19 protein-coding genes and 1 pseudogene are annotated in these 23,124 nt (G+C 64.1%); 12 read left to right on the forward strand and 8 right to left on the reverse strand.

What is annotated here, in order from left to right:
- Positions 1-164: 164 nt before the first annotated feature.
- A complete protein-coding gene (locus ACTHLA_RS15905; RefSeq protein WP_440191592.1) occupies positions 165-2,279 on the forward strand; it encodes a TonB-dependent receptor in 2,115 nt (704 codons plus the stop codon).
- Positions 2,280-2,391: 112 nt separating this feature from the next.
- Positions 2,392-3,180 (forward strand): SapC family protein, encoded by a 789-nt coding sequence (locus tag ACTHLA_RS15910; protein WP_440191595.1) that lies wholly within the window; start codon positions 2,392-2,394, stop codon positions 3,178-3,180.
- Between the two features lie 72 nt (positions 3,181-3,252).
- On the opposite strand, the gene ACTHLA_RS15915 is transcribed toward ACTHLA_RS15910, so the two are convergent.
- Complete coding sequence (locus ACTHLA_RS15915) at positions 3,253-3,675, reverse strand: acyl dehydratase (protein ID WP_440191598.1); 423 nt, start codon at positions 3,673-3,675, stop codon at positions 3,253-3,255.
- Positions 3,676-3,837: 162 nt separating this feature from the next.
- On the opposite strand from ACTHLA_RS15915, the gene ACTHLA_RS15920 reads away from it, so the two are divergent.
- Together ACTHLA_RS15920 and ispG are read left to right on the forward strand one after the other, a co-directional pair.
- The gene (locus ACTHLA_RS15920) at positions 3,838-5,121 is read left to right on the forward strand and encodes a helix-turn-helix domain-containing protein (protein ID WP_440191601.1); all 1,284 of its coding nucleotides are present in this window, start codon (positions 3,838-3,840) and stop codon (positions 5,119-5,121) included.
- An 89-nt stretch (positions 5,122-5,210) separates the two neighbouring features.
- On the forward strand, positions 5,211-6,329 hold the full coding sequence (gene ispG, locus ACTHLA_RS15925) for a flavodoxin-dependent (E)-4-hydroxy-3-methylbut-2-enyl-diphosphate synthase (RefSeq protein ID WP_440191604.1): 1,119 nt from the start codon (positions 5,211-5,213) through the stop codon (positions 6,327-6,329).
- 8 nt (positions 6,330-6,337) lie between these two features.
- On the opposite strand, the gene ACTHLA_RS15930 is transcribed toward ispG, so the two are convergent.
- Entirely contained in the window at positions 6,338-8,596 is a 2,259-nt protein-coding gene (locus tag ACTHLA_RS15930; protein ID WP_440191607.1) for a putative bifunctional diguanylate cyclase/phosphodiesterase, read from the reverse strand.
- 198 nt (positions 8,597-8,794) lie between these two features.
- On the opposite strand from ACTHLA_RS15930, the gene ACTHLA_RS15935 reads away from it, so the two are divergent.
- The 7 genes and pseudogenes from ACTHLA_RS15935 (at position 8,795) to ACTHLA_RS15965 (ending at position 15,144) form a co-directional block, all read left to right on the forward strand.
- Positions 8,795-9,397 carry a glutathione S-transferase N-terminal domain-containing protein gene (locus tag ACTHLA_RS15935; protein WP_440191610.1) on the forward strand — a complete coding sequence of 201 codons (603 nt, stop codon included), beginning with the start codon at positions 8,795-8,797 and terminating at the stop codon, positions 9,395-9,397.
- Between the two features lie 160 nt (positions 9,398-9,557).
- On the forward strand, positions 9,558-10,631 hold the full coding sequence (gene prfA / locus ACTHLA_RS15940; protein ID WP_440192012.1) for a peptide chain release factor 1: 1,074 nt from the start codon (positions 9,558-9,560) through the stop codon (positions 10,629-10,631).
- Positions 10,628-11,437 carry an MOSC domain-containing protein gene (locus tag ACTHLA_RS15945; RefSeq protein WP_440191613.1) on the forward strand — a complete coding sequence of 270 codons (810 nt, stop codon included), beginning with the start codon at positions 10,628-10,630 and terminating at the stop codon, positions 11,435-11,437. The genes prfA and ACTHLA_RS15945 overlap by 4 nt, the downstream gene beginning before the upstream one ends.
- Before the next feature lie 39 nt (positions 11,438-11,476).
- The gene (gpmA, locus tag ACTHLA_RS15950) at positions 11,477-12,193 is read left to right on the forward strand and encodes a 2,3-diphosphoglycerate-dependent phosphoglycerate mutase (RefSeq protein ID WP_440191616.1); all 717 of its coding nucleotides are present in this window, start codon (positions 11,477-11,479) and stop codon (positions 12,191-12,193) included.
- A 112-nt stretch (positions 12,194-12,305) separates the two neighbouring features.
- On the forward strand, positions 12,306-13,367 hold the full coding sequence (locus ACTHLA_RS15955; RefSeq protein WP_440191619.1) for a DUF559 domain-containing protein: 1,062 nt from the start codon (positions 12,306-12,308) through the stop codon (positions 13,365-13,367).
- A gap of 51 nt (positions 13,368-13,418) precedes the next feature.
- Positions 13,419-14,672, forward strand: a pseudogene (locus ACTHLA_RS15960) (pentapeptide repeat-containing protein).
- A 52-nt stretch (positions 14,673-14,724) separates the two neighbouring features.
- Positions 14,725-15,144, forward strand: a complete 420-nt coding sequence (locus ACTHLA_RS15965) for an EVE domain-containing protein (protein WP_440191622.1) — start codon at positions 14,725-14,727, stop codon at positions 15,142-15,144.
- Positions 15,145-15,260: 116 nt separating this feature from the next.
- Here the strand turns inward: ACTHLA_RS15965 and ACTHLA_RS15970 are convergent, their stop codons facing one another.
- Both ACTHLA_RS15970 and ACTHLA_RS15975 read right to left on the reverse strand, forming a co-directional pair.
- Positions 15,261-15,743: an Hsp20 family protein gene (locus tag ACTHLA_RS15970; protein WP_440191625.1), complete on the reverse strand. Its 483-nt coding sequence runs from the start codon at positions 15,741-15,743 to the stop codon at positions 15,261-15,263.
- A 194-nt stretch (positions 15,744-15,937) separates the two neighbouring features.
- The gene (locus tag ACTHLA_RS15975) at positions 15,938-16,771 is read right to left on the reverse strand and encodes a DUF2306 domain-containing protein (protein WP_440191628.1); all 834 of its coding nucleotides are present in this window, start codon (positions 16,769-16,771) and stop codon (positions 15,938-15,940) included.
- 122 nt (positions 16,772-16,893) lie between these two features.
- On the opposite strand from ACTHLA_RS15975, the gene ACTHLA_RS15980 reads away from it, so the two are divergent.
- Positions 16,894-17,859, forward strand: a complete 966-nt coding sequence (locus ACTHLA_RS15980) for a helix-turn-helix domain-containing protein (RefSeq protein ID WP_440191631.1) — start codon at positions 16,894-16,896, stop codon at positions 17,857-17,859.
- On the opposite strand, the gene trxB is transcribed toward ACTHLA_RS15980, so the two are convergent.
- The 4 genes from trxB to ACTHLA_RS16000 all read right to left on the reverse strand — a co-directional run bounded on the left by trxB (position 17,850) and on the right by ACTHLA_RS16000 (position 22,986).
- Positions 17,850-18,890: a thioredoxin-disulfide reductase gene (gene trxB, locus ACTHLA_RS15985; RefSeq protein ID WP_440191634.1), complete on the reverse strand. Its 1,041-nt coding sequence runs from the start codon at positions 18,888-18,890 to the stop codon at positions 17,850-17,852. The two genes, ACTHLA_RS15980 and trxB, sit on opposite strands and share 10 nt — an antisense overlap.
- A gap of 62 nt (positions 18,891-18,952) precedes the next feature.
- Positions 18,953-19,942, reverse strand: coding sequence for a mitochondrial fission ELM1 family protein (locus ACTHLA_RS15990; protein ID WP_440191637.1), 990 nt, complete (start codon positions 19,940-19,942; stop codon positions 18,953-18,955).
- 17 nt (positions 19,943-19,959) lie between these two features.
- Entirely contained in the window at positions 19,960-20,433 is a 474-nt protein-coding gene (greA, locus tag ACTHLA_RS15995) for a transcription elongation factor GreA (protein ID WP_440191640.1), read from the reverse strand.
- A 210-nt stretch (positions 20,434-20,643) separates the two neighbouring features.
- Positions 20,644-22,986 carry a DUF6311 domain-containing protein gene (locus ACTHLA_RS16000; protein ID WP_440191643.1) on the reverse strand — a complete coding sequence of 781 codons (2,343 nt, stop codon included), beginning with the start codon at positions 22,984-22,986 and terminating at the stop codon, positions 20,644-20,646.
- Positions 22,987-23,124 lie beyond the last annotated feature (138 nt).

Genomic DNA, 23,124 nt, shown 5'->3' on the forward strand with positions numbered 1-23,124 from the left:
AAAGTAGGATGAGTTGCGGGTTTTAGCAATGTCTGGAGACGTAGCGGAGCGCGGCCTGACGCCGCAATCTGAAAAATATGTAATAATATAACAAATGCGCTTGACGTTCGTTACACTATTACATAACAAATGCGGCAACGCAACATCGTCGCCGGAGCAACCGCATGACCCCGTCTCTTCGTCTTTTCATCGTCTCCGGCGTCTCGCTGCTGGCGCTCGGCGCAGGGCTGGCGCAGGCGCAGGACAGCAAGCCGAAAAAGGACGAGCAGCCCGTCGAGGTCGTGGTCAAGGCGCGTCGTCTCGATGCGGCGCGCGACTCGATCCAGCCGGACATCGGCGCCTCCAGCTTCGCCCTGTCCAAGGCCGCCATCCAGGCCCTGCCGGGCGGCGACAACCAGCCGCTCAATCAGGTGGTGTTGCAGGCGCCAGGCGTGGTGCAGGACTCCTACGGCCAGTTGCATGTGCGCGGCGATCATAATGGCGTGCAATATCGTCTGAACGGCGTCATCCTGCCCGAAGGTCTGAGCAATTTCGGCAATGTCCTCAGCCCGCGCTTCGCCGCCGGGGTGCAGCTCATCACCGGCGCCCTGCCCGCGCAGTACGGCCTGCGCACGGCGGGGGTGATCAATATCACCACCCAGTCGGGCATCAGGAATGGCGGCGAGATGTCGATCTATGGCGGCAGCCATGGCGATTATGAGCCCAGCGTCTCCTATGGCGGTTCGCGCGGCAATGACACCTTCTTCGGTTCGCTCAGCTATAAGCAGAACCAGCTCGGCATCGAAGCGCCGTATAACGCTGCAACGCCGCTGCACGATCGCACCTCGCAGATCATGGGTTTTGGCTATTACGATCACATGATCGACGACAACAGCCGCGTCTCGCTGGTCGCGGGCGTGTCGGATCAGTCCTTCCAGATTCCCAATACGCCGGGCCTCAACTCGGTCAATGACGGCGCGGGTTATGCTGTGAACGGAACAAAAAGCTTCAGCAGCGATACGCTCGATGGTCGTCAGCGCGAAACCACCGACTATGTCATCGCCTCCTATCTGAAGACCACCGGCGATTTCACCGGTCAGGTCTCTTTGTTCGCGCGCGCCTCGCGCCTGACCTACCAGCCGGACTGGAACGGCGAACTGGCGTTTAACGGCATCAGTCAGTATGCGGACAAACGCGACACGGCGGTCGGCATTCAGGCCGAGGGCGCCTGGACGCTGAACGCGCGCCACACCCTGCGCGCCGGCGTCATCGTGTCGGGCGACCGCAGCGTGTCGGATACCTTGAGCCACGTCTTCTATGTCGATAACAGCGGCGCCCAGACCTCGGACGTCCCGGTCGTCATCACGGATAACGCGGCCAGGTCGAATGTGACCCAGAGCCTTTACATTCAGGACGAATGGAACCCGTTCCAGAACTTCACCCTGAATTACGGCCTGCGTTATGACAAGCTCGATTCCTACCGCACCGAGGACCAGCTCAGCCCGCGCATCAACTTCGTCTGGACCCCGCTTCAGGGCATGACCGTGCATGGCGGCTATGCGCGCTATTTCACGCCGCCGCCCTATGAGCTGATCGCGTCGCAGACTCAAAGCCTGTTCGCGGGCACCTCCTTCGACCTTTCGGGTCAGAACGACCTGCCTTACGCCGAGCGCGACAACTATTACGATCTCGGCGTCCAGCAGCGCTTTGGCGCGCATCTGACGCTCGGCGTGGACGCCTATAACCGCGTCGCGCGCTATCTGATCGACGAAGGCCAGTTCGGCGCGCCGATCATCCTGACGCCGTTCAATTACAAATGCGGTCGTAACAAGGGCGTGGAGCTGACCGCCAATTATCAGAACGGCCCGTTCACCTTCTACGCCAACTACGCCGTCGGCTCCGCGCAGGGCCGTCAGATCGTCTCGTCGCAGTTCAATTTCGCGCCCGACGATCAGGCCTATGTCGCCGACCACTTTATCTATGTCGATCATAACCAGACGACCACGGCTTCGGCGGGCGGCAGCTATCTGATCGGCAGGACGCGCCTGTCGCTCGACGCGCTCTTCGGCTCCGGCCTGCGCACCGACGGCGCTATTCCCAACGGCCTGCATCTGCCGTCCTATACGCAGGTCAATGTGTCGGCGTCGCATGATTTCGCGCACGGAATCAGCGCGCGTCTCGACGTCATCAACCTGTTCGACGCCGCCTATGAGATCCGCGACGGCGGCGGCATCGGGGTCGGCGCGCCGCAATGGGGACCGCGCCGCGGCGTCTTTGTCGGTCTGAGCAAAAGCTTCTGACGGCGCGAACGCGCGCAGACCAATTCGCCTGAGCGGTCACAGAGCTTGCCGCACCGGGAGCCATGCGCTAGAAGCATGGCTCCTTTATTGTTCAATCAAGTCTAGAAAATTCATGGCCCAAGAACCCACCAACGACGCCACGCTGACCGGAAACGTCCTGTTCTACAAGAACCCCGAACCGCTGAACCCTGAAATCCATGGCGGCATGGGCATCAAGGCGACGCCGAACCCGCACGCCTTTGTGGCCGAAACCAATGTCGTGCCGCTGACCGTGTCGGAATTTCCGGCGGCCTCGCTCAGCTATCCGATCGTCTTCATCGGCGACAACTATATGCCGGTCGCGGCCATGGGTCTGTCGTCGGGCCAGAACGTGTTTGTCTCGCCCGAAGGCGCCTTCAAGGGCGATTCCTACCTGCCGGCCTTTGCGCGCCGCTATCCGTTCGTCTTCGCCAATGACGAGCAGCAGCAGCGCCTGATCCTGTGCGTCGATATCGAAGGCCCCATGGTGGTCAAGAGCAATCCCGACGTCGCCTTCTTCGAGAACGGCCAGGCCACGCCCTATCTCGAAAACGCCATGCAGTTCTGTCAGGACTTCGAAAACGAACGCCGCCGCACCGAATCCTTCGTGCAGTTGCTGCGCGACCTCGACCTTCTGGCGCCGCGCGAAACCGTCTATCGTCCGCAAAACCCGGACGGTTCGGCGGGCGAGCCGCAGAAGATCGCCGAATATTTCGCGGTCGACGACAAGAAGCTGGGCGAACTGTCCGGCGACAAGCTGGTCGAGCTGCGCGACAACGGCGCCCTGACCCACATCTATGCGCACCTGAACTCGCTGCTGGCCTGGGACCGCCTGATCGCCCTGACCATCGAGCGCAACAACGCGCAGGCGCCTGCGAACTAAGCCTTCCCGTCACGGGATAGGGAAAAGGCTCCGCCGCGGCGGAGCCTTTTTTCATGACGCTTTGCGGATGTTTCAGGCTTCGTCCGGTTTCGGCGCCTTGGGATTGCGCTGAAACACCGAGCGGGTCAGGCAGGAGAAGACCAGACGCCCGGCCTCGTCGAGCAGATCGTTCTGCGCGATCACCACGCCCTTGGTGTCGCCAACCGCGTCCTTGCCCATGACCGTCAGGCGTCCGCGCAGCAATTCGCCCGGCGGCGGGTTGCGCGACCAGCGCAATGCATCGACCGCCAGACGCTTGGTCTGCGGCCAGTTCAGCGAGGCTTCGGCCTCCAGCTTCGACCACAGGGCGAAGATCAGCGCGTCGGGCAGGCCGTCCGTGACATCCCAGTGCGGCGCATAGGTTTTGCAGAAGGCCGCCAGTTCGGTCTCCGACACCACGCCGGCGCCGAGGGAGGCCACCTGACCGATCCACAAATCGTCGAAAGCTGCGGGCATGGGGGTCGCTCCTGCATCCGGTTACATGACGGGGAGTCTTAACCCGACTCCCGCGGACGGGCAATTGTCATTTGGGCGCGATTCCGATCCGTCTTCGTAAGCGTAGCGTGTTGATTCTGCACCAACGCTGTGGTTCTGTCGGGCGCAGTTCAAAGAGGATTCATGAGCGCCGCCGAACCGCCTCCTTCCGACTTTCAGCCCGATGCGCCCGGCGCGATCGAGGATGAGCCCTATCATGGCCTGTTTCATGGCCGTAAGGCGCCGCTGCTGGCGGATGAGGGCCATCAGCCCGACCGCTTCGATCTGGCCAAACTCCTCAAAGAACGGCGTGAGGCGCTCGGCTGGACGCTGGACGATGTCGAGGACATCACCCGTGTCAAGCGCAGCTATCTGGAGGCGCTGGAGCAGGCCGCTTATGACGTCCTGCCGCCGCGCGCCTTCGCGCTCGGCTTCGTCAAGGCCTACGCCAAGGCGCTGGGGCTGGACGAGGAAAGCCTGGCCGATATGTTCCGCCGCGAAGTCTCGCCGCAGAACACCCGCCTGCACGCGCCGTCCGGCGCCTCGCTGGAGGACGCCAGGCCCAGCTATCGCCGCTATCTGATCGTCGCCGGGTGCCTGGTCGGCGCCATCGTCGCCTGGAATATCTGGCAGCGGGCGCCCGCCAGCCACAACCGTCATCATGGCCTGACCGAGGTTGACGCCTCGTCCTGGGCGGCGGGCGTCCCGTTGATCCATGACGGACTTGTCTATGTCACGCGCCCGGCGCCGCCGCCGCCCGATCAGGACGTGCCGGCGCCCTATGTCACGCCGGGACTGGAGGCGCAGTTCGCCTCGCTCGACGCGGCGCAGGACGCCAGCTCGACGACGCCCGCCGGTGACGCCGGGGCGGCGCTGATGCGCAAGGCCTTTAATCCGCGCGGCGCGATCTACGGCGCCGAGCCGGAGGATTCGAGCGTGACCCTGCAGGCGACCAAGAGCGTCAATCTGGTGCTGCGCGGCGTGAACGGCGCCATCTATTTCGTCCACCAGTTTGCGCCCGGCGAGGCCTATCGCCTGCCGCAGGCCGATCAGCAGGACGTGCTGCTCGACGCCTCGGATCCGTCGGCCTTCGATCTTTATTACAACGGCGAATATGCGGGAACCATGGACGCCAAGGTGACGGCGGTTGGCAAGCTGAACGCGCGCGCCGTGCAGTTGTCGAATGCGCTCGACGCGCACCAATCCGCCGCCGGTCAGACCCCGCGCGCCGCCGCGCCGCCGCCGCTCGTCGTGCCGCAGGCGGCGCCGAAATCGGACGCGCCGATCCCGTACCTGCCCGCGGTGCGCAAACCTGAGCAAGGGGCGTCGTCCGCCGCGCCGCCGCCTGCGCCAGAAGCTGCGCTAGAAGCTAAGCACGAAGCTGCGCCTGTGGCTGCGCCCGCCGCCGCCAAAGACGCGGGCGCGTAATATTATGTGACTTCGGGCCGCGTCAGGCTTGTGACGCGGGGGCGGGCTTCTGATATAAGCCCTGCGAAGACAGTCAGACCGGGTTCCTTATGGACAGCCACCATCCTCACGATTCCCATACCCATGTGCGCCCCTGGCGCATGATCGAGCGCCGCAAGAGCCGTCAGATCAGGGTCGGCAAGGTCGCCGTCGGCGGCGATGCGCCGATCTCGGTGCAGTCGATGACCAACACCCTGACCGCCGACGCCGAGGCGACTCTGGCGCAGATTCGGGCGCTGGAAGAGGCGGGCGCCGACATTGTGCGCGTTTCCTGCCCGGACGTGGAATCGACGCAGGCGCTGAAAGCCATCGTCAGGGGCGCCGAGGTTCCGATCGTCGCCGACATCCATTTCCACTATAAGCGCGCCATCGAGGCCGCCGAGGCGGGCGCGGCCTGCCTGCGCATCAATCCGGGCAATATCGGCTCGAAGGACCGCGTCAAAGAGGTCGTGCAGGCGGCCAAGGACTACGGCTGTTCGATGCGCATCGGGGTCAATGCCGGGTCGCTGGAAAAAGACCTGATGGAAAAGTATGGCGAGCCGTGCCCGGAAGCCATGGTAGAAAGCGCGCTCTACCACGCCAACATCCTGCGCGAGCACGATTTTCACGAATTCAAGATTTCGGTCAAGGCGTCGGACGTCTTCCTGACCGTCGCCGCCTATCAGCAACTGGCCGAGGCCATCGACTGCCCGCTGCATATTGGCGTGACCGAGGCCGGGCCTTTGCGCACCGGCACGATCAAGTCGGCCATCGGGCTGGGCAATCTGTTATGGGCCGGGATTGGCGATACGCTGCGCGTCTCGCTGGCCGCCGATCCGGTCGAGGAGATCAAGGTCGGCTTCGATTTGCTGAAATCGCTGGGCCTGCGTCATCGCGGCGTCAATATCATCGCCTGTCCGTCGTGCGCGCGTCAGGGCTTCAACGTCATCGACACGGTGGCGAAGCTGGAGGAGCGGCTGGCCCATATCGCCAAGCCGATGTCCTTGTCGATCATCGGCTGCGTGGTCAACGGTCCGGGCGAAGCTCTGTACACGGACATCGGCTTCACCGGCGGCGGCGCCGGGGCGGGCATGGTCTATATGGGCGGCAAGCCGGACCACAAGCTGTCGAACGACCAGATGATCGACCACATTGTCGAACTGGTCGAGGCCCACGCCGAAAAGCTGTAATATCCGACTTAGTTCGGCATTCTGGGCGACAGCTTGACCTTCGGTTTGGGCGCGGCTTCGGCTTCCCCGGCGATGCTCAGCCGGCGTTCGTTGCGCATCATGCCGTCGATATCTGCGCTGGCGACCGGGCGCGAAAACAGGAAGCCCTGAATGATGCCGCAACCGGCCTGACGCAGGATGGTCTTCTGCGCGCGCGTCTCCACGCCCTCGGCGACCGTTGCCAGGTTCAGCGCCTTGGACAGTTTGACGATGGCGCGGATCACCGCTTCGGCTTCCGGATCGACGCCGAGATTGGCGACGAAGGAGCGGTCGATCTTGATCTTATCGACCGGATAGCGGCTCAAGTAACTGAGCGACGAATAACCGGTGCCGAAATCGTCGAGCGCAATCGTAAAGCCCATATGACGCAGATCGCGCAGCATCATCTGCGTCGTCGCATCGTCGTTGAGCAGCACGCCCTCGGTGATCTCCAGCTCGATCTGATGCGCCGACGCGCCCGTTTCCGCCAGCAGGTCGCGCACCGCGCCGATAAAGCCCTTGCAGCGCATCTGCGAGGCCGAGACATTGACCGCGACCTTGAGGCCCGGCCAGCGCTGCGCGTCCTGCATGGCGCGGCGCATGACCAGATGGCCCAGTTCGACCATCAGGCCGCATTCCTCGGCCAGGGGAATGAAATAGCCGGGCGAGACCGGGCCGCGCGTCGGATGCGTCCAGCGGCACAGGGCTTCGACGCCGACCATATGGCCGTAATGATCGACCTGCGGCTGATAGACGACATCAAGGTCGCCGGTGTGGATCGCCTCGCGCAGGCCGGTCTCCATCGTCTTGCGCAGCTTGATGGTGGCGTCCATCTCGATCTCGAAGAAGGCGTACTGGCCGCGGCCCATATCCTTGGCGCGGTAAAGCGCAAGATCGGCCTGACGCAGCGCCTCGGCGGGCTCGACATCGCCGTCGTGCAGCAGGGTGACGCCGATCGAGCATGAGGAGAAGACCTGGCCGCTTTCCAGACTGACCGTGCCGGTCAGAGCCTCCAGCACACGCTTGGCCAGGGCGGCGGCGGCGCGCGGGTCGGAATCGGACTGGATGATGACGAATTCGTCGCCGCCCAGCCGCGCCAGCGTATCGCACGAGCGCAGAACGCCGGCGATCTTGCGCGCATGATGGCGGATCAGTTCGTCGCCGGCCAGATGGCCGAGCGTGTCGTTGACGTCCTTGAAGCGGTCGAGGCCGATGCACATGACCGCGACATGGCCTTCCTGCCGTTTCAGGCGTTCGCAGGCCTGCACCAGACGATCCGAAAACAGGGTGCGGTTGGGCAGGCCGGTCAGGGCGTCATGCAGGGCCATGTGTTTGGCCTTGGCCTCGGAGGCGATCAGCCCCTGCGCCGCCTTCTGGCTCTGGTGCAACAGGACGATGGCGATCAGGCCGAGCCCCATCGAGATCATCAGGACCGGGCCGAGGGCGCGAATAAACAGGGTGTGGCCCGGCGAATCCGGCGTCCAGATCATTTGCGCCGCCAGCTTGCCGTTCTGTTCGCCCGTCGCCGTATTCTCGCGGAAGGCGATGGCGGCGACATTGCCTGGCCGCGCCTGTCCGGCGCGCAGCAGGCGCACATTCGACAGCATGTAACGCTTCGACAGAGTCACCAGTTCGTCGTCGGACAGTTCATGCATGCCCACCGCCGCGAACGGACGATAGCTCAACAGCTTGTCGTCATGCGTATCCGGCAGCAGCAGGGACGCGCCGACAATATAGACATGACCCTTATACGCCATCAACTGACCGATATGGTCGCTGTCGGTATTATAGGGCAGGCCCTTGCTGCGGCGTTGCTCATAGGTCTGGCGCAGATGTTTCACCAGCGCGTCCGTCTGGGCCTTCAGCGCCGATTGGGCGGCGAGATCGACAGGCTGACCCTTATGGAAGGCGGCGCGCAACTGGTCGTCGCCGTCAAGCAGCAGGCTGGTGTCAAAGTTCAGGAAGTCGCGGAAATAGCCGCCGATATTGCTCGCCACCCATTTCGGATCGTATTTGACCGCCGTGCTGGTCACCGCCGTGTTCCAGATGGTGATCGGCGTCATCAGTTGCGCGTGGCTGTCGGCGATCTGCTCAAGCCCGATGCGCACCAGCGCTTCTTCGCGCGTACGCGACATCCTGTCGGCCTGTTCGGCCCACACCCAAAGACTGCCCACAAGAGCGCAGACGGCGACGATAACAATCATCGCCATTGGCGCCAGCAATTTCAGTTCGCCCGAAGCTTTTTTCACCAGAGTCTCGTTCTGAGGCTTGTTGATTGAAACCTTACCCTAGTGGATAAGTCTTAAATTACAGCAAATGGCTGATTTTATGTTATTAATCGCTTGTTAATTCCATTTTCGACTTTAAACCTGCGCATCCGCCGCCTTGACCTGAACCGGCGTCCGGTTCACTAAGCCGTCGTCTTTATTTCTAGCGTGAGGCCCGCCATGAAGCTGTTTATCAATTCCGGCTCTCCCTTTGCCCGCAAGGCGCGCATCGTGGTTCGCGAACGCGGCTGGCTGGCGAAGACAGAGGAGGTGTTCACCGCGCCGGTCGAAAGCCAGCCCGATCTGGTGGAGGCCAATCCGGTGGCGCAGATTCCGGCGCTGATCGACGATGACGGCGTATGCTGGCAGGACTCGACCCTGATCTGCGCCTGGCTGGACGCGAACGGCGAGGGCGGTCCGCACCTGCTGCCTGCGCCGGACAGCGCGGCGCATTGGGCCGTGCGCCGTCTGGAAGCCGCCGCCGTCGGCCTGATCGAGATGAATGTGCGCATGGTGCTGGAAAACCGCCGCCCGGAAACCGAGCGCTCGCCCTTCTGGCTGAAGCGCTGGGAGGACAATCTCAAGCGCGGTTTTGAGCGCATCGACGCCCTGTGTCCGGCGCCGGACGTGTTCGACATGGGGACGCTGACCGTCGCGGTGGCCGGAACCTATACCAGCTTCCGTTATCCGCATATCGGCTGGCGCGGCATCGCCCCGAAGGCCGCCGCCCTGACCGACGCCTTGGAAGAGCGCCAGAGCTTCGTTGAAACCTTCCCAAAATAAGCACAAGGCCTTTCAGCGGTCTGCAAAGTCTCATCCGCCTGCGATGCGGTGCTCACGTGCTCAAGCACGCTGCGCTCCGCGTCTCGGCGGCTAAAACTTTTCGACTCGCTGTAAGGCCTTGTGTATAGAGCGCGAGACAGTTTCCGAGAGACACGCCTTGATACATCTGCCGCAAGCCAAGCTCGATCAGGTCATGGACCGCTTCCGCATGATCGAGGCGCGCATGGAATCCGCCACCGACGGCGCCGAGATCGTGCGCCTGTCCAAGGAGCATGCCGAACTCAAGCCGGTGTGCGAGGCGGTGGAAAAGCTGATCCGCGCCCGCGCGCAGGCGCCTGAGCTTGAGGAGTTGATCGCGCTGAATGATCCCGAACTGTCGCCCCTGGCCGAAGAGGAACTGTCCGAACTGAAGGAGAGCCTGCCCGATCTGGAGCGCGGCGTCGCGCTTTTGCTGGCGCCCAAGGACAAGGATGAGAACGCCTCGGCCATCCTCGAAATCCGCGCCGGCACCGGCGGCGACGAGGCGGCCCTGTTCGCGGGCGACCTGTTCCGCATGTATTCCCGCTACGCCGCGGCGCAGGGTTGGCGCGTCGAGGTGGACAGCGTCTCCGAAGGCGATGCGGGCGGCTATAAGGAAATCATCGCCTCGGTCACCGGCGACGGCGTGTTCGGCAAGCTGAAATTCGAGTCCGGCGTGCATCGCGTGCAGCGCGTCCCGGCCACCGAGGCGGGCGGGCGCATCCACACCTCGGCGGCGACCGTGGCCGTGCTGCCCGAAGCCGAGGATGTCGAGATCGAGATTCTCGACAAGGATATCCGCATCGACACCTACCGCGCCTCCGGTTCCGGCGGCCAGCACGTCAACAAGACCGATTCCGCTGTGCGCATCACCCACCTGCCGACCGGCGTTGTCGCGACCTCATCGGAAAAGTCGCAGCACATGAACCGCCAGATCGCCATGCGTAATCTGAAGGCGCGGCTTTACGACATGCAGCGCACCGCGCTCGACGAGGCCCGCTCCAGCGCGCGCAAGAGCCAGGTTGGCTCCGGCGACCGCTCCGAGCGCATCCGCACCTACAACTATCCGCAAGGCCGCGTCTCCGACCACCGCATCAACCTGACCCTCTATAACCTGCCGCAATTCATGGAAGGCGAGATGGATCAGATGATCAATGCCCTGATCGCCGAGGATCAGGCCGAACGTCTGGCCATGCTGGAAGAAGAATTCGGATGAGCGTAACGGGCGTCGTCTCCTCTTTGTGGCGGCACCCGATCAAGGGGTTCACGCCGGAAAACGTGCCGGAGGCGCTGCTGTCGCCCGGCGATTTCTTTCCGTTTGACCGAATGTTCGCGCTGGAGGTCGGGCGCAGCGGCTTCGATCCCGACAACCCTAAAACCATCTCCAAGATGCGCTTCGCCGTGCTGGCGCGCTTTTCCGCCGTGGCGCGCCTGCGCACGCGCTATGACGAGTACGACGACGCGCTGGAGCTAAGCGATGAGGACGGCAAGCCGTGGCGCTTTGACATGAGCGATCCGGCGGGGCGTCACGCCCTGGCGCGCCATGTCGAGACGGTGCTGGCGCGGCATGAGGATTATGATCCGGTCGCCATGCCGCTCAATCTTCTGACCGCGCCGGATGTCGAGCCTGTGCAGACCCATTTCCGCTTCACCGATTCCGGCAAGGGCTTTGTCTCGTTTCTCAATCTCAATTCTTTACGTGATCTGGGTCAGCGGATCGGCGTCGATCTCGATCCCTTGCGCTTACGCGGCAATATCTGGGTCGAGGACTGGGCGGCCTTCGAGGACCATACGTGGGTCGGCCGGACGATCCGCGTCGGCGAGGAAGGCCCGGAATTCGAGGCGCTGAAACCGATTGAACGCTGCGTCGCGACGCATGTGAACCCGGACACCGCCGAGCGTGACGTCGATCTCTGTCGGGGCCTGTTTGAAAACTACGGCCACCGTGACTGCGGCCTCTATGCCCGTATCCTTAAGGGCGGCGTGATCCGTCCCGGCGACCGCTTGCATGTGCATGGCTGAAACCTTATAGCCAAGGCGGAAAACACTCAGGAGCCGCCCATGCCTACCCTCGTTCTTCTCCGCCACGGCCAGAGCCAGTGGAACCTCGAAAACCGCTTCACCGGCTGGGTGGACGTCAATCTGACCGCCGAGGGCGAGGCGCAGGCGCGGCGCGGCGGCGAGCTGATCAAGGCCGAGGGCATCGAGATCGACCAGGCCTTCACCTCCGTCCTGACCCGCGCCATCCGCACCTGCAATCTGGCTTTGGTCGCCGCCGGTCAGAGCTATGTGCCGGTGATCAAGGACTGGCGTTTGAACGAGCGTCATTACGGCGGCCTGACCGGCCTCGACAAGGCCGAAACCGCCGCCAAGCATGGCGATGAACAGGTGAAGATCTGGCGTCGCTCCTATGACGTGCCGCCCCCGCCGCTGGGCGCGGACAGCCCTTATGATTTCAAGGGCGACCGCCGCTATGCGGGCGCGAACCTGCCGGACACCGAAAGCCTGAAGACCACGCTCGACCGCGTGCTGCCGATGTGGGAAGGCGAGATCGCGCCGGAGCTGAAGGCGGGCAAGACCGTGCTGGTCGCCGCGCACGGCAATTCGATCCGCGCCATCATCAAGTCGTTATTCCATCTGTCCGAACAGGCGATCCTCGACGTCGAGGTGCCGACCGGCAACCCGCTGGTCATCCAGCTTGACGCCGACCTGAAGCCGGTGTCAGCCAAATATCTCGACACCGACCGCGCCAATCCCGTGCCGGTTTATGGGGCGTAAGCGGAGAAGAACCCCTCACCCTAACCCTCTCCCCTCAAGTGGGGAGAGGGGACTCAAGCGTTTAACCCCCTCTCCCCACTTGAGGGGAGAGGGCTGGGGTGAGGGGTAAGCCATGAGCCGCCGCCGCTCACGTCTGACGCCTTTGGCGCGCATTTTGCGGCGGAGCGATAACGTCGCTGAGGCGCGTCTGTGGCTGGCCTTGCGCGACCGCCAGCAGGGCGGCCTGAAATTCCGCCGCCAGTTTCCTATCGGTCCCTATATCGCCGATTTCGCCTGCCCGGAACGACGTCTGGTCGTCGAACTGGATGGCGGCCAGCATATCGGCAACCCCCGCGATGTTGTGCGCGATCGTTATCTTAATGAACACGGTTGGTCGGTGGCCCGGTTTGGCGCGGGCGATGTTCTGAGCGATAAGGGCGTTGTGCTCGACACCATCCTCGCCATATGCGAGGGACGAATATCCGAACCGGTCGAGTCGTATGAGTTCCGGTTTTATCCGACGAGGTTGGAGATGACGGAGGCGCCCCCTCACACCGCCCCCCTCCCTTTGCAAGAGCAGGAGGGGCGGGATGTCTTGTTCATGCGCCGCGCCATCGACCTGGCGCGGGCGCAACTGGGTCGGACCTGGCCCAATCCGCCGGTCGGGTGCGTGCTGGTCAGGGATGGCGTCGTTATCGCTGAGGCGGCGACCGGCGACGGCGGGCGACCGCATGCCGAGGAGGCCGCGCTGGCCGCAGCAGGCGCGGGCGCGCGCGGCGCGACCGCCTATGTGACGCTTGAGCCGTGCGGCGAACGCTCGAACGGGACGGCCTCGTGCTCGCAACGCCTGATCGAGGCGGGGGTGGCGCAGGTTATTTACGCCTGCGCCGATCCATCCCCCTTCGCCGCGCACAAGGGCGTGCGGCGGATGCAGGCCGCCGGACTTCATCCCGATGCAGGCCTGCTGGCCGACGCGGCGGGGTTTCTGATCGCGGGTTTCGTCCACTGGCTGAAAACAGGCCAGCCGCTTGTCGTGGCGCGCGCCGACCATATCGACGCCCCGTTTACGCCGAGCAGCGACGATCTGACCACGGAATTGAAGGCATGGGGCGCGCGCGGCTATCGGCTGCTCGGCGTCGCCCCGGACAGCGAACTGGCGCAGCGCCTGCGCGCTCAGGGACTTCTTTCGGAATAAGTTAAACTTTCCGTGCCAAAACAGGACGGGGATATTTGTGAAAGCCGCCTGATGACCGCCACGACCGGCGAACAACGCTACACCAAGCTGACCCAGGCGCAGGTGGACGCCATCTGCGTCAAACACGAACGCCTGCTGGCCATGAAGCCGGGCGGCTCGCGCGCCGTGTTCGCGTGGTGCGACCTGTCGGGCCTGACCTTACGCTGCAATCTGACCGACGCCGACTTCACCGCCGCCGTGCTGACCGACTGCGATATGCGCGGCGCCATTCTCGACCGCTGCAATCTCTACTGCGCCGATCTGCAACTGGTCAATCTTATGAACGCCAGCCTGAAACGCGCCGATCTGCGCGGCGCCTGCCTGCGCGGCGCCAATCTGTCGGGCGCCGATCTGATGGATGCGGACCTGCGCTAAGGCGCTTTGGCTCTGCCGGACAAGCAGGCGGGTTTATCCTACGTCGAAATCTCGATGCGCACCTCGGAAGCGACCTACGCAAACTTACGCGGCGCCAATCTGGAGCGCTCGCGTCTGTCGGGCATTCAGGCGATGAAGGCCGACTTCACCGACGCCACCATGCGCGCCTGCAAGCTGGTGCGGGCGAACCTGAAACAGGCGATCATGGACAATGTCGATCTGGGCGGGGCCGACCTGTCGGGCGCCGACCTCAGCGGCGCCTCGCTGAAGGACGCGGTGCTGATCGGCGCCAAGACCGATTCATGGCGCACCTCGCAGACCGATCTGACCGGCGTTCTGACCGACAAGGTGGTCGGCACGGACGTCAGCAGCCTGCCCTATGGCGAGATGCTGCACGATCACGCCAGATGGGTGGACAGTCTGGGCCGTGAAGGCAAGCCGTCGGTCTTCGATAAGGCCGACCTGCGCGCCCTGGGGCAGATTCGCGGCCTCAACCTGGCGGCCCTGTCGGCCAAGGGGGCGGTGTTTTACGGCCTCGACATGCAGGGCGTGCAGTTGCAGGGCGCGCACCTCGAAGACGCCGACCTGCGCAACTGCCATCTCAAGGGCGCGGACCTGCGCGGCGCGCGCCTGGTCCGGGCGCGGCTGGACGGTTCGGACCTGACAGGGGCTAAGCTGGGGGCGTTGAAAATCGACTCCACCCGGTTGCTGCCCGCGGACCTGCGCGAGGCGCGCCTGCGCGGCGCCAATCTCAGCAAGGCCGACCTGCATATGGCGAAGCTGGACGGCGCCGATCTGTCGCGCGCCATTCTCGAAGGCGCTGTGATGAAGCTGGAGGCGCTGGAAAACGCCACCTGCGTCGGTTTGCGCGGCCAGTTGGCCGTTTCCTGACAAAAACTGACACGAAACGGCGCCAGACTCTCCGCAGCAAAGGAGAGAGGCGATGACGCGATACTGGTTGGGCGTGGCCTGCGCGGAGCATGTGCGCCGGGGTCGGGCGGGCGGCTTCATGCAGGTCAATCACGGCAAGCTGGCGCCTTTGCGCCGCTTATCGCCGGGCGACGGGATCGTCTATTATTCGCCGTCGCAGCATATGGGCGCGAAGGACGGCTTTCAGAGCTTCACCGCCATTGGTTTCGTGGCCCCGTCTGCGCCGCATGTCGGCGAAGGCGGCATGTTCCGGCGCGAGGTGGACTGGCTGGCGGCGGCGGAGCATCCGATCCGTCCGCTGCTCGACTGGCTGGATTTTACGCAAACGGCGAACTGGGGTTACAGCCTGCGCTTCGGCCTGATCGAAATCCCGGCGGTCGATTTCGACTTTCTGCGTCATGTCATGACCCAGCCCGCGCTCCTGATCGCCTAAATTATGGGCGCCTAAACAAAATCGCCCCGGCGGGGGAGAGCCGGGGCGTAAGGTTCGGGAGAAACAGAAACTCGGGAAAACTGCGGCCATCCCGCCAAGGACGGCCGCAGGACGGCTTACTCGGCGGCTTGCAGGACCGGCGCGTCAGACGCGGCGGCGGTCTTGATCGCAATCGTCTTCGGCTTCTTGGCTTCCGGCACTTCCAGCGTCAGGGTGATGGACAGAAGGCCATTGGCCAGTTCGGCGTCGGTCACCTTGATATGGTCGGCGAGCTGGAAGCGGCGCTCAAAGCTGCGCTCGGCCAGGCCGCGATGCAGGAAGGTGCGGCCCGCCTCATCGGCGTCCTTCTTGCCGGAGACGGTCAGCACGTTTTCCTTGACTTCGATATTGAGCTGGTCGGGCTTGAAGCCGGCGACGGCGATTTCGATGCGGTAGGAATCGCCCTGATCTTCGGTTTCCTTAGCCAGGCGCTCGATATTGTAGGGCGGCCAGCCCGGCGCCGAGGCGCTGGTGGCGGTCGCGCTGTCGAGCAGGCTGACCAGACGGTCAAAGCCAACGGCGGAACGGTACAGGGGCGAGAAATCAATAGCGGTGCGCATAGGGGCTCTCCTTAAAATAAGCGAGGCCTTGCAGGGTCCGTCAGCGACGGGGCGTGCCTGCAAAGGTTTGATTTTGAACGGCGTCTACATCCCCAAATGGGCAATGTCGTCGTTCAAGAAGGCCCGCTCAGCGGCGCCTTCGCATCTGATTTGGGAACCCTGCGGGCGCGTTCAAGACGCCGCCGCTATTTTTTTCACAGCATGTATGGTCCCCACATGATGGCGATGGCCCCGGCTATCCCCAACGCCATAAAGGCGGTCATGACGAGAACGACAGCCCCGGCGGCGCCGTTCAGCGCGCGGCTCTGGCGGCTGCGGGCCAGAAACCACAGCTCCAGCACGCCGAGCGGAATCAGATAGGCGCCGAAGACAAGCACGGCGTCGGCGGGACCGGACAGGCTGTCAGTCATGCCGAGGCCGCCGCTCAACAGCGCCCAGCCCATTATGCCGACGCGCAGGAACCACACGCCGTTGACGGCCAGAAAGGCGCGCATCGCCCATTTTTGATGGCGGGCGATGTCGCGCCGGACGGCGAAGCGCCAGGTCAGGGCCACGAACAGCAGGATTAGCGCGCCATTGAGCGACACCGCCGTCGCCGAGATCAGCGACAGCCAGGTATGACGCGCCCAGGTCAGCCACAAACCGCTGCACGCCATCGCGCAGGCGATAAGCATGAACAAGCGGCCATTCCAGCGATGCAGGGCGGGCCAGCGGCGCCGCGCGGCTGGGATAAGCTGCCACAGCCCGCCCAGGGTGATGACGGCGGCCAGCAGCACATGCAGGGCGAACAGAAGATTGCCTGCGTCATCGCCCGCGACATAGCCCTTGATCAACGGCTTGTCGTTCCAGCCCGCATAGTCGCCAGCCAGCGTCCTGCGGCCATAATGGGCCAGAATCATCCAGACGAAGGCGGCCTGTCCGGCGGCGGCGGTCAGATACCAGATCCGGCCCACATAGGTTAAGAAAGGGCTGGAGGGGGTTAAGAAAGGGCTGGCGGGCGAATTTTGCAGCGGATGCGAAGATGTCATGTGCGATTCCCGAAAACAGAAGGCTAACGGGATGCGGCCGTAATCGCGCTTCGTCTCGCCGATTTGGAAATCGGCCATGTTTTTGGTGTAGGGTCTCATTCAGGATTGGCAGGGAGACGGCTGTGAGCATAGCGCAACCGGATGTGATCAAGGCGCCGCCTAGGGACGGCCTGTCGGATGCGAGCCTGTTCGCCGTCATCTTCGCCATTTCGGCTTTCGCCTATTGTCTGAGCCTATGGATGGGCGAGCGGCAGGGGCTGGCGTCCGGCCTTTTCGCGTTTGTCGGGGATGCGACCTGCGGATGGTCGTGGCTGCTGACGCGGACCCTGTTCCGGCGCGACGATCCGCGCCCTATCTGGCCGTTGAGCGTCGTCCTGCTGCTGGTCGCGACGGGCGGCGTTCTGCAGATGATTCCGGCGCAGACGCAGGGCTGGGCGTTGATGGCGGCGCGGACCGAGACCCTGCTCAGTTCCTGTCTGCTGCTGCTGGCCCTGATCGAGCCCCTGCGCGGACTGCGCGCCGACACGCCGCGCGGCGAGCGCTTTTTCCGTCTGACCTTTACCGCAGGCTACGGCGCCTTATTGATCGTCGCCGTCATCTGGGCCAGCGGCGCGGCGGCGCAGTGGATCAAGGCGGCCTGCGCCCTGCTGGCGGTCGCAGGCATGGCGGCGGCGACCCTCTATCGTCATCGCCATCCCTTGTCGTTGACGACACGGTCGCGCCGCGCCGCCAGCGCGCGCGACGTCGCATTGGGGGCGCGCCTGCTTGAGCTTGTGACGCAGGAGAAGCTGTTTACCGACAGCGAACTGAAACTGGCCGATCTGGCGCGGCGTCTGGGCGAGCCCGACTATCGCGTGACCCAGAGCCTGACGCGGGCGCTGGGCTTTCGCAATATCAATCATATGCTCAACCATTTCCGCCTCGCGGCGGCCAAATCCCAGTTGGCCGACCCGGACTGCGATCTGCCGGTGCTGACCATAGCGCTCGATTGCGGTTTCGGCTCGATCGGGCCGTTCAACCGCGCCTTCAAGGCTGAGATGGGCGTGACGCCGACGCAATACCGCGAAGCGCGCCGCGCTCAGGCCTGACTGGCGGCCTTTTGCTGCGCCGGGGTCAGGTGCGAAAATTCTTCCGCCACCTCGCCCGCCGTCAGTTGCGACCGGTGGTGGTCTTCTTCGGCCAGCAGGCGCACGGCTTCCAGCGCCGCCTGACAGCCCATGCCCGCCGCCGTCACGGCCTGACGATAGACATCGTCGGTGACGTCGCCCGCCGCATAGACGCCCGTGATGGCCGTCTTGGGCGTACCGGGTTCGACGACCAGATAACCGCCCTGCTTGGTTTCCAGTTGGCCCTCGAACAGTTTGGACGCCGGGGCGTGGCCGATGGCGATGAACACGCCGTCGAGGTCGATGACGCGATGCTGCTGCGTATGCACGTCCTGTAAGCGCACGCCGGTGACCGCTGCGCCGCCGAATGCATTGGTTTCACCGAGAATTTCGTCGATGGCGACGTTCCAGATCGGCTCGATCTTCGGTTCGGCCAGCATGCGCTCGACCAGAATCTTCTCGGCGCGCAGCGTGTCGCGGCGATGGATCAGATAGACTTTCGAGGCGAACTTGGTCAGAAACAAAGCCTCCTCGACCGCCGTATTGCCGCCGCCGACCACGGCCACGACCTTGTTGCGGTAGAAGAAGCCGTCGCAGGTCGCGCAGGCCGAGACGCCGAAGCCCTGATAGGTCTTTTCCGACTCGATCCCCAGCCACTTGGCCTGAGCGCCGGTGGCGATGATCACCGTTTCGGCCAGGAATTTGGCGCCGCTTTCGGTTTGCAGCAGGAAGGGGCGCTGGCTGAGATCGGCGACGGTGACGATCTCGCTGATCACCTCGGCGCCCATGTGCAGCGCCTGATCGCGCATCTGGTCCATCAGCCACGGCCCCTGCACGACCTCGGCGAAGCCCGGATAGTTTTCGACATCGGTGGTGATGGTGAGCTGGCCGCCGTCCTGCGGGCCAGTGAAGACGACCGGCGCCAGCAGGCCGCGCGCGGCGTAGATGGCGGCGGTCCAGCCGGCGGGGCCGGTGCCGATAATGGCGCAGCGAACGGGGCGGGGAGCGGACATGGGGACACCTGGAATCGGTAAAACTGTTAACGGGCCTTATGTAGGAACACCGCGCGGTAATGTCACCCGTATTTTTGCCGGTAGCGATCCAGCAGGACTTGCGCCGCGCGCGCCGTCTCGTTGAGGGGCGGATAGGGATCGCCGCTCAAATGATCCTCGAACGGATGCGACACGCCGCACGCGCGTAAAGATTCGTGGAAGTCCTCGAACTTGGCGCCGCCGCCAAGCGTGCGCCGGGGCAGGGAGACGATCTGCACCGGCTTGCCGGTCGCGGCGGCCTCGGTGGCCATATTGACCGAATCCTCGGTGACCAGAAAGCGGTCGGCGGCGTGCAGAAAGGCGAAATAGGGATTGTCGCCGCCGCCATCATAAATCACGCCCGGCAGGCCCCGCAATCCGTCGCTTATCACAGCGCGCGCGGCGGGCGGGGTGCGGCGCGATACGGTCAAAAGCACACTGCCGCCCGCCTTTTCGATCGCCGCGCGGATATCGCGCGCCATCAGTACGGCATGGTCAGCGTCGAGATCGAACGCCTTCGAGCGCCCGCCGACCAGCACGGCGACGCGCGGACGCGGCAGGGCGTCGATGCGGTCGCGCCACATCTCATAGGCCGCCGCCAGCCGCTCCGGCGTGACGCGGTGGGTCGAGCCGAGCAGGGACAGCACATTGGCGCCATCCACATGGTCGTGTTCCGGCGCGATGACCAGATCATAGGGCTTCAGATCGGTCTTGGGGTCTTGAAGCTGCACGACAAAGCTCTTGCCGCCGGAACGCTCGCGCATACGCAGGGCGTGCGGCAGGCTGGCGCGGCCGCAGCCGATCCAGATGTCAGGATAAGGCGGTTCTATCCGGTCCGAACCGCCGCGCAACATGGCATCCGGCCACAGTTTCAACGCCGTGGGCAGACGATCCCACAGCGGCTGATAGCGCAGACGTTTGACGGTGATCTCAGCCGGGGTCAGGCGCGCGACGGCCTCGGCCAGCCCCAGCGCCTGATTTTCGATGCCGGCGCGCCCGTCGGAAACCGCCCAGAGACTTAGCTGTTCCGGCATGGCGCGCCCTTATCGGCTTATAACCACTCGACTTTCAGGATTTCATAGGCTTTCACGCCGCCGGGGGTCTGGACCTCGACCACGTCGCCGACCTCCTTGCCGATCATGGCGCGCGACAAGGGCGAGGACAGCGAGATCTTGCCCGACTTCACATCGGCCTCATGCTCGCCGACCACCTGATAGCGGCCTTCTTCTTCGGTGTCCTCGTCCACGACGGTGACGGTGGCGCCGAACTTGATCTGGTTGCCGGACAGCTTTGAGACGTCAATCACCTGGGCGCGGCTGATCTTGTCCTCGATCTCGGCGATCTGGCCCTCGATCCAGCCCTGGCGCTCCTTGGCGGCGTGGTATTCGGCGTTTTCGGACAGGTCGCCGTGCGAGCGCGCTTCCGCGATGGCGGCGATGACGCTCGGACGCTCAACCGACTTCAGACGCTTCAGTTCATCGTCGAGAACCTGATAGCCCGCGACGGTCATCGGCACTTTTTCCATGTGCGATTAAGACTTTATCTCACCCAGAGGAATGACAAAAACCCAAGCGACGGTTGAGGGTGACTGCAACCGCTTGGGTCAGGTTTTTAGATATGGCGAACCCGCGCGGCGGCAGCCAGAGGCTGCGCCTGACGCGGGCGAACGCCTCTTATAGAGCGAAATCGCTCATTTTGAAACACAATTCTCAAATCAGGGCGCGCGGCGCGGCGATCAGCCGCTGAGCTTGCCCGCCTGAACCGCCTGTTCGGCGGCGCCGATCAGGCGCAGATCCATCAGCTTGATGCCGAGGCTGGGCGGCGTGACCGGCTGAGTTTTGCTCTTGGGCGCGGAACGTCCGGCAACGCTCGGCGCCGACGGCAGGGTCACTGTGGCCAGCGCCTTCTTGTCGGTCTTTTCGTCCGCCTTCAGAACGAAGCGAATCTTCAGCATGTCGGCGCGCAGGGCGGATTTGGGCAGGCGCAGCGTGTAGCGCGCGGTCTTACGCCCGATCTCCAGTTCGCCCGCCTTGATCCCGTTGACCAGCACGCTGACCGTGGTCGGGGCGCGGCTGCGCGCCTTGAGGTCGAGATCGAGCCTCTTGGGCGGAGTGGCGGTGTCGAACTGAACGTGCTGGATCGGGATGACCACACCGGCCTGATCGCTTTGCGTCCACACCCCGTCATATTCCGGGCGCGACCAGTCGCCTTCCAGCAGGCACGTCCCCTGATCCAGCCAGCCGAAGCGCACCTCGGAGCGGATCGGCGACCATTGCGGCTTGGGCAGGTTCAGATCGTCGGCGTCGGCGGGCGGGATGATCCACACCCCGTCCAGCATGCGCAGGCGCGGCTGCAGATTGGCGGGCGCGTCGCACTGTTTGAGGAAGACCAGCAGATGGTTCGGATTGACCTGACCGTCGCGGAAGGCGTCCTCGCTCTTGTACTCATAGGCGAGCTGAATCAGGTTCTCGCGCGCCGGATACATGGTGTTGACCGGCTTGGCGTCGGTGGTGGCGCGATAGGTCAGCTCGTAGAACAGCTTGTCGTTGAGGTGGACATTGACCGGGTAAAAGTCCACGCCGGTGGAGCGCTTGACCAGTTCGTCCCACATCGGGCTGGGGGTCAGGTAATAGGTCTGGCTGTACTCGGCCAGCCCGGTCGCCTTGCGCATGGCGGCGGCCAGACCGTTGATGTCGTAGGCCTGGATCAGCAGGATCGACGGCAGCACGACCGCGATGACGCGCGGGCGGCTCTTGAACAGCACGACGAGCGCGGCGGCGACCATCAGATACGAGATCGGCCAGAAGAAGCGCCCCGAGGCGCGCAGAATGCCAAGCGTGCCGCGCAACTCTTTCGGAATGTCGAACCGCCACACCGTATAGCCGTAGAACTGGGCGTGATTGGTCACCGCGATCAGAAACAGGGCCAGAAACGGCAGGGCCAGCGGGGTCAGCCCGCGCAGGAACGGGCGCGCGGCCTTGGCTTCGGGCGTCAGCGCATAGAGGGCGACGGCGACGGCCAGCAGGCACAGTATGCCGAAGCCGAGATACTGATAGCCTTCAAAGGACTGCCCGGCGTCGAGCGGCCAGGCTTTCAGAATCGCCGAAAAATCGCTGCGCACCGGATTGAACAGGGCGTCCAGCCCCATCGAATAGTAGGACCAGCCGCCCGCCGCCGGACTTTGGCCGCGCTCATAGGCGCCCGCTATCCCCAGCGTGACCAGCGGGCAGGCCAGCACAGCGACGGCGCGCCAGGCGACGCTGGCCAGCAGCTTCGGCCACACGGTCTTGTCGCGCAAGGCTTGGACCACCGGCCATAGGCCGCGCAGCACCTCGCCCGACCAGATGGCGGCGACCATGAACAGCATATAGGGATGGATCATGCCGGTGACGCCCAGCAGCGCCATATAGCCGCGCGTCTTGGCGTCCCAGATGCGGAAAATCTTCTGGCGCAGCGTCTCCGGGCCATCGGGCGCGGCCTGCGCGGCGCGGACATTGATGAACAGGTGCAGGCCCCACAGCAAAAGCCATTGCGACATCAGCGTGTCGTGACGTTCGCGGTAATAGAGGCAGGGCAGGGCCGACAGGGCCAGGGCGCCGCCCAGAGCCGCCCATCTGTTCGGCGCATGCGGGCGGATCAGCTTGAACGCGAAGATGACGTGCATCGCGATGCAGAAGGCGAACCACGGGCCGATATACTGGAAGGGCTGCGGCAGCAGGGCGCGGAATGGCTTGAAAATAAAGGCGAATAACGGATTGGAATCTGTGTAGATGACGCTCAGACCGGTCGGGTGATACAGCAGGCCTTCATGGTTGAACGACGACCACGACACATGGCGAAAGGCGTTCCAGCCGAGGAAGTGCTGCCCCCAGTCGGCCTCCATCAGCCAGCCGATGCGCGTCGGGTCCAGCACCCACGGATTGAAGAAGGCGAGGAACAGCAACACCGGCGCGGCGATGAACAGGCCGACAAAGACGCCGTTCGTCAGGCCGCGTGTCACCGGGGCCGGAACGGCGCTTAAACGCGCGCTAAGCTGGGTGTGAATCCGGCGCAACAGGCGCCAGTCCGGAAGGCGCATAGGGGTCAACTCGAAACGGTGCGAAGTCTCTCACGGCGCGGGCGTGCAAGCCTTGTGCCTTGGCTCGCCATGCGGCGAAAGGGAGGGTTTATTGCAGGGGCGCATCATATCGCAATTTGTGGCGATCACAAGGCTGTG

It is taken from the genome of Asticcacaulis sp. (assembly GCF_051956075.1).
In the GTDB taxonomy this organism is placed as follows: domain Bacteria; phylum Pseudomonadota; class Alphaproteobacteria; order Caulobacterales; family Caulobacteraceae; genus Asticcacaulis.

Excerpts from the sequence above, each read along its gene's own strand:
- ACTHLA_RS15915 (WP_440191598.1), bottom strand. The coding sequence starts at position 3,675 with ATGCCCGCAGCTTTCGACGATTTGTGGATCGGTCAGGTGGCCTCCCTC.
- gpmA (WP_440191616.1), top strand. The coding sequence starts at position 11,477 with ATGCCTACCCTCGTTCTTCTCCGCCACGGCCAGAGCCAGTGGAACCTC.
- ACTHLA_RS15935 (WP_440191610.1), top strand. The coding sequence starts at position 8,795 with ATGAAGCTGTTTATCAATTCCGGCTCTCCCTTTGCCCGCAAGGCGCGC.
- ACTHLA_RS15945 (WP_440191613.1), top strand. The coding sequence starts at position 10,628 with ATGAGCGTAACGGGCGTCGTCTCCTCTTTGTGGCGGCACCCGATCAAG.
- ACTHLA_RS15905 (WP_440191592.1), top strand. The coding sequence starts at position 165 with ATGACCCCGTCTCTTCGTCTTTTCATCGTCTCCGGCGTCTCGCTGCTG.
- ACTHLA_RS15910 (WP_440191595.1), top strand. The coding sequence starts at position 2,392 with ATGGCCCAAGAACCCACCAACGACGCCACGCTGACCGGAAACGTCCTG.
- ACTHLA_RS15970 (WP_440191625.1), bottom strand. The coding sequence starts at position 15,743 with ATGCGCACCGCTATTGATTTCTCGCCCCTGTACCGTTCCGCCGTTGGC.
- ACTHLA_RS15975 (WP_440191628.1), bottom strand. The coding sequence starts at position 16,771 with ATGACATCTTCGCATCCGCTGCAAAATTCGCCCGCCAGCCCTTTCTTA.
- trxB (WP_440191634.1), bottom strand. The coding sequence starts at position 18,890 with ATGTCCGCTCCCCGCCCCGTTCGCTGCGCCATTATCGGCACCGGCCCC.
- ACTHLA_RS16000 (WP_440191643.1), bottom strand. The coding sequence starts at position 22,986 with ATGCGCCTTCCGGACTGGCGCCTGTTGCGCCGGATTCACACCCAGCTT.
- ACTHLA_RS15920 (WP_440191601.1), top strand. The coding sequence starts at position 3,838 with ATGAGCGCCGCCGAACCGCCTCCTTCCGACTTTCAGCCCGATGCGCCC.
- ispG (WP_440191604.1), top strand. The coding sequence starts at position 5,211 with ATGGACAGCCACCATCCTCACGATTCCCATACCCATGTGCGCCCCTGG.
- greA (WP_440191640.1), bottom strand. The coding sequence starts at position 20,433 with ATGGAAAAAGTGCCGATGACCGTCGCGGGCTATCAGGTTCTCGACGAT.
- ACTHLA_RS15990 (WP_440191637.1), bottom strand. The coding sequence starts at position 19,942 with ATGCCGGAACAGCTAAGTCTCTGGGCGGTTTCCGACGGGCGCGCCGGC.
- ACTHLA_RS15965 (WP_440191622.1), top strand. The coding sequence starts at position 14,725 with ATGACGCGATACTGGTTGGGCGTGGCCTGCGCGGAGCATGTGCGCCGG.
- ACTHLA_RS15955 (WP_440191619.1), top strand. The coding sequence starts at position 12,306 with ATGAGCCGCCGCCGCTCACGTCTGACGCCTTTGGCGCGCATTTTGCGG.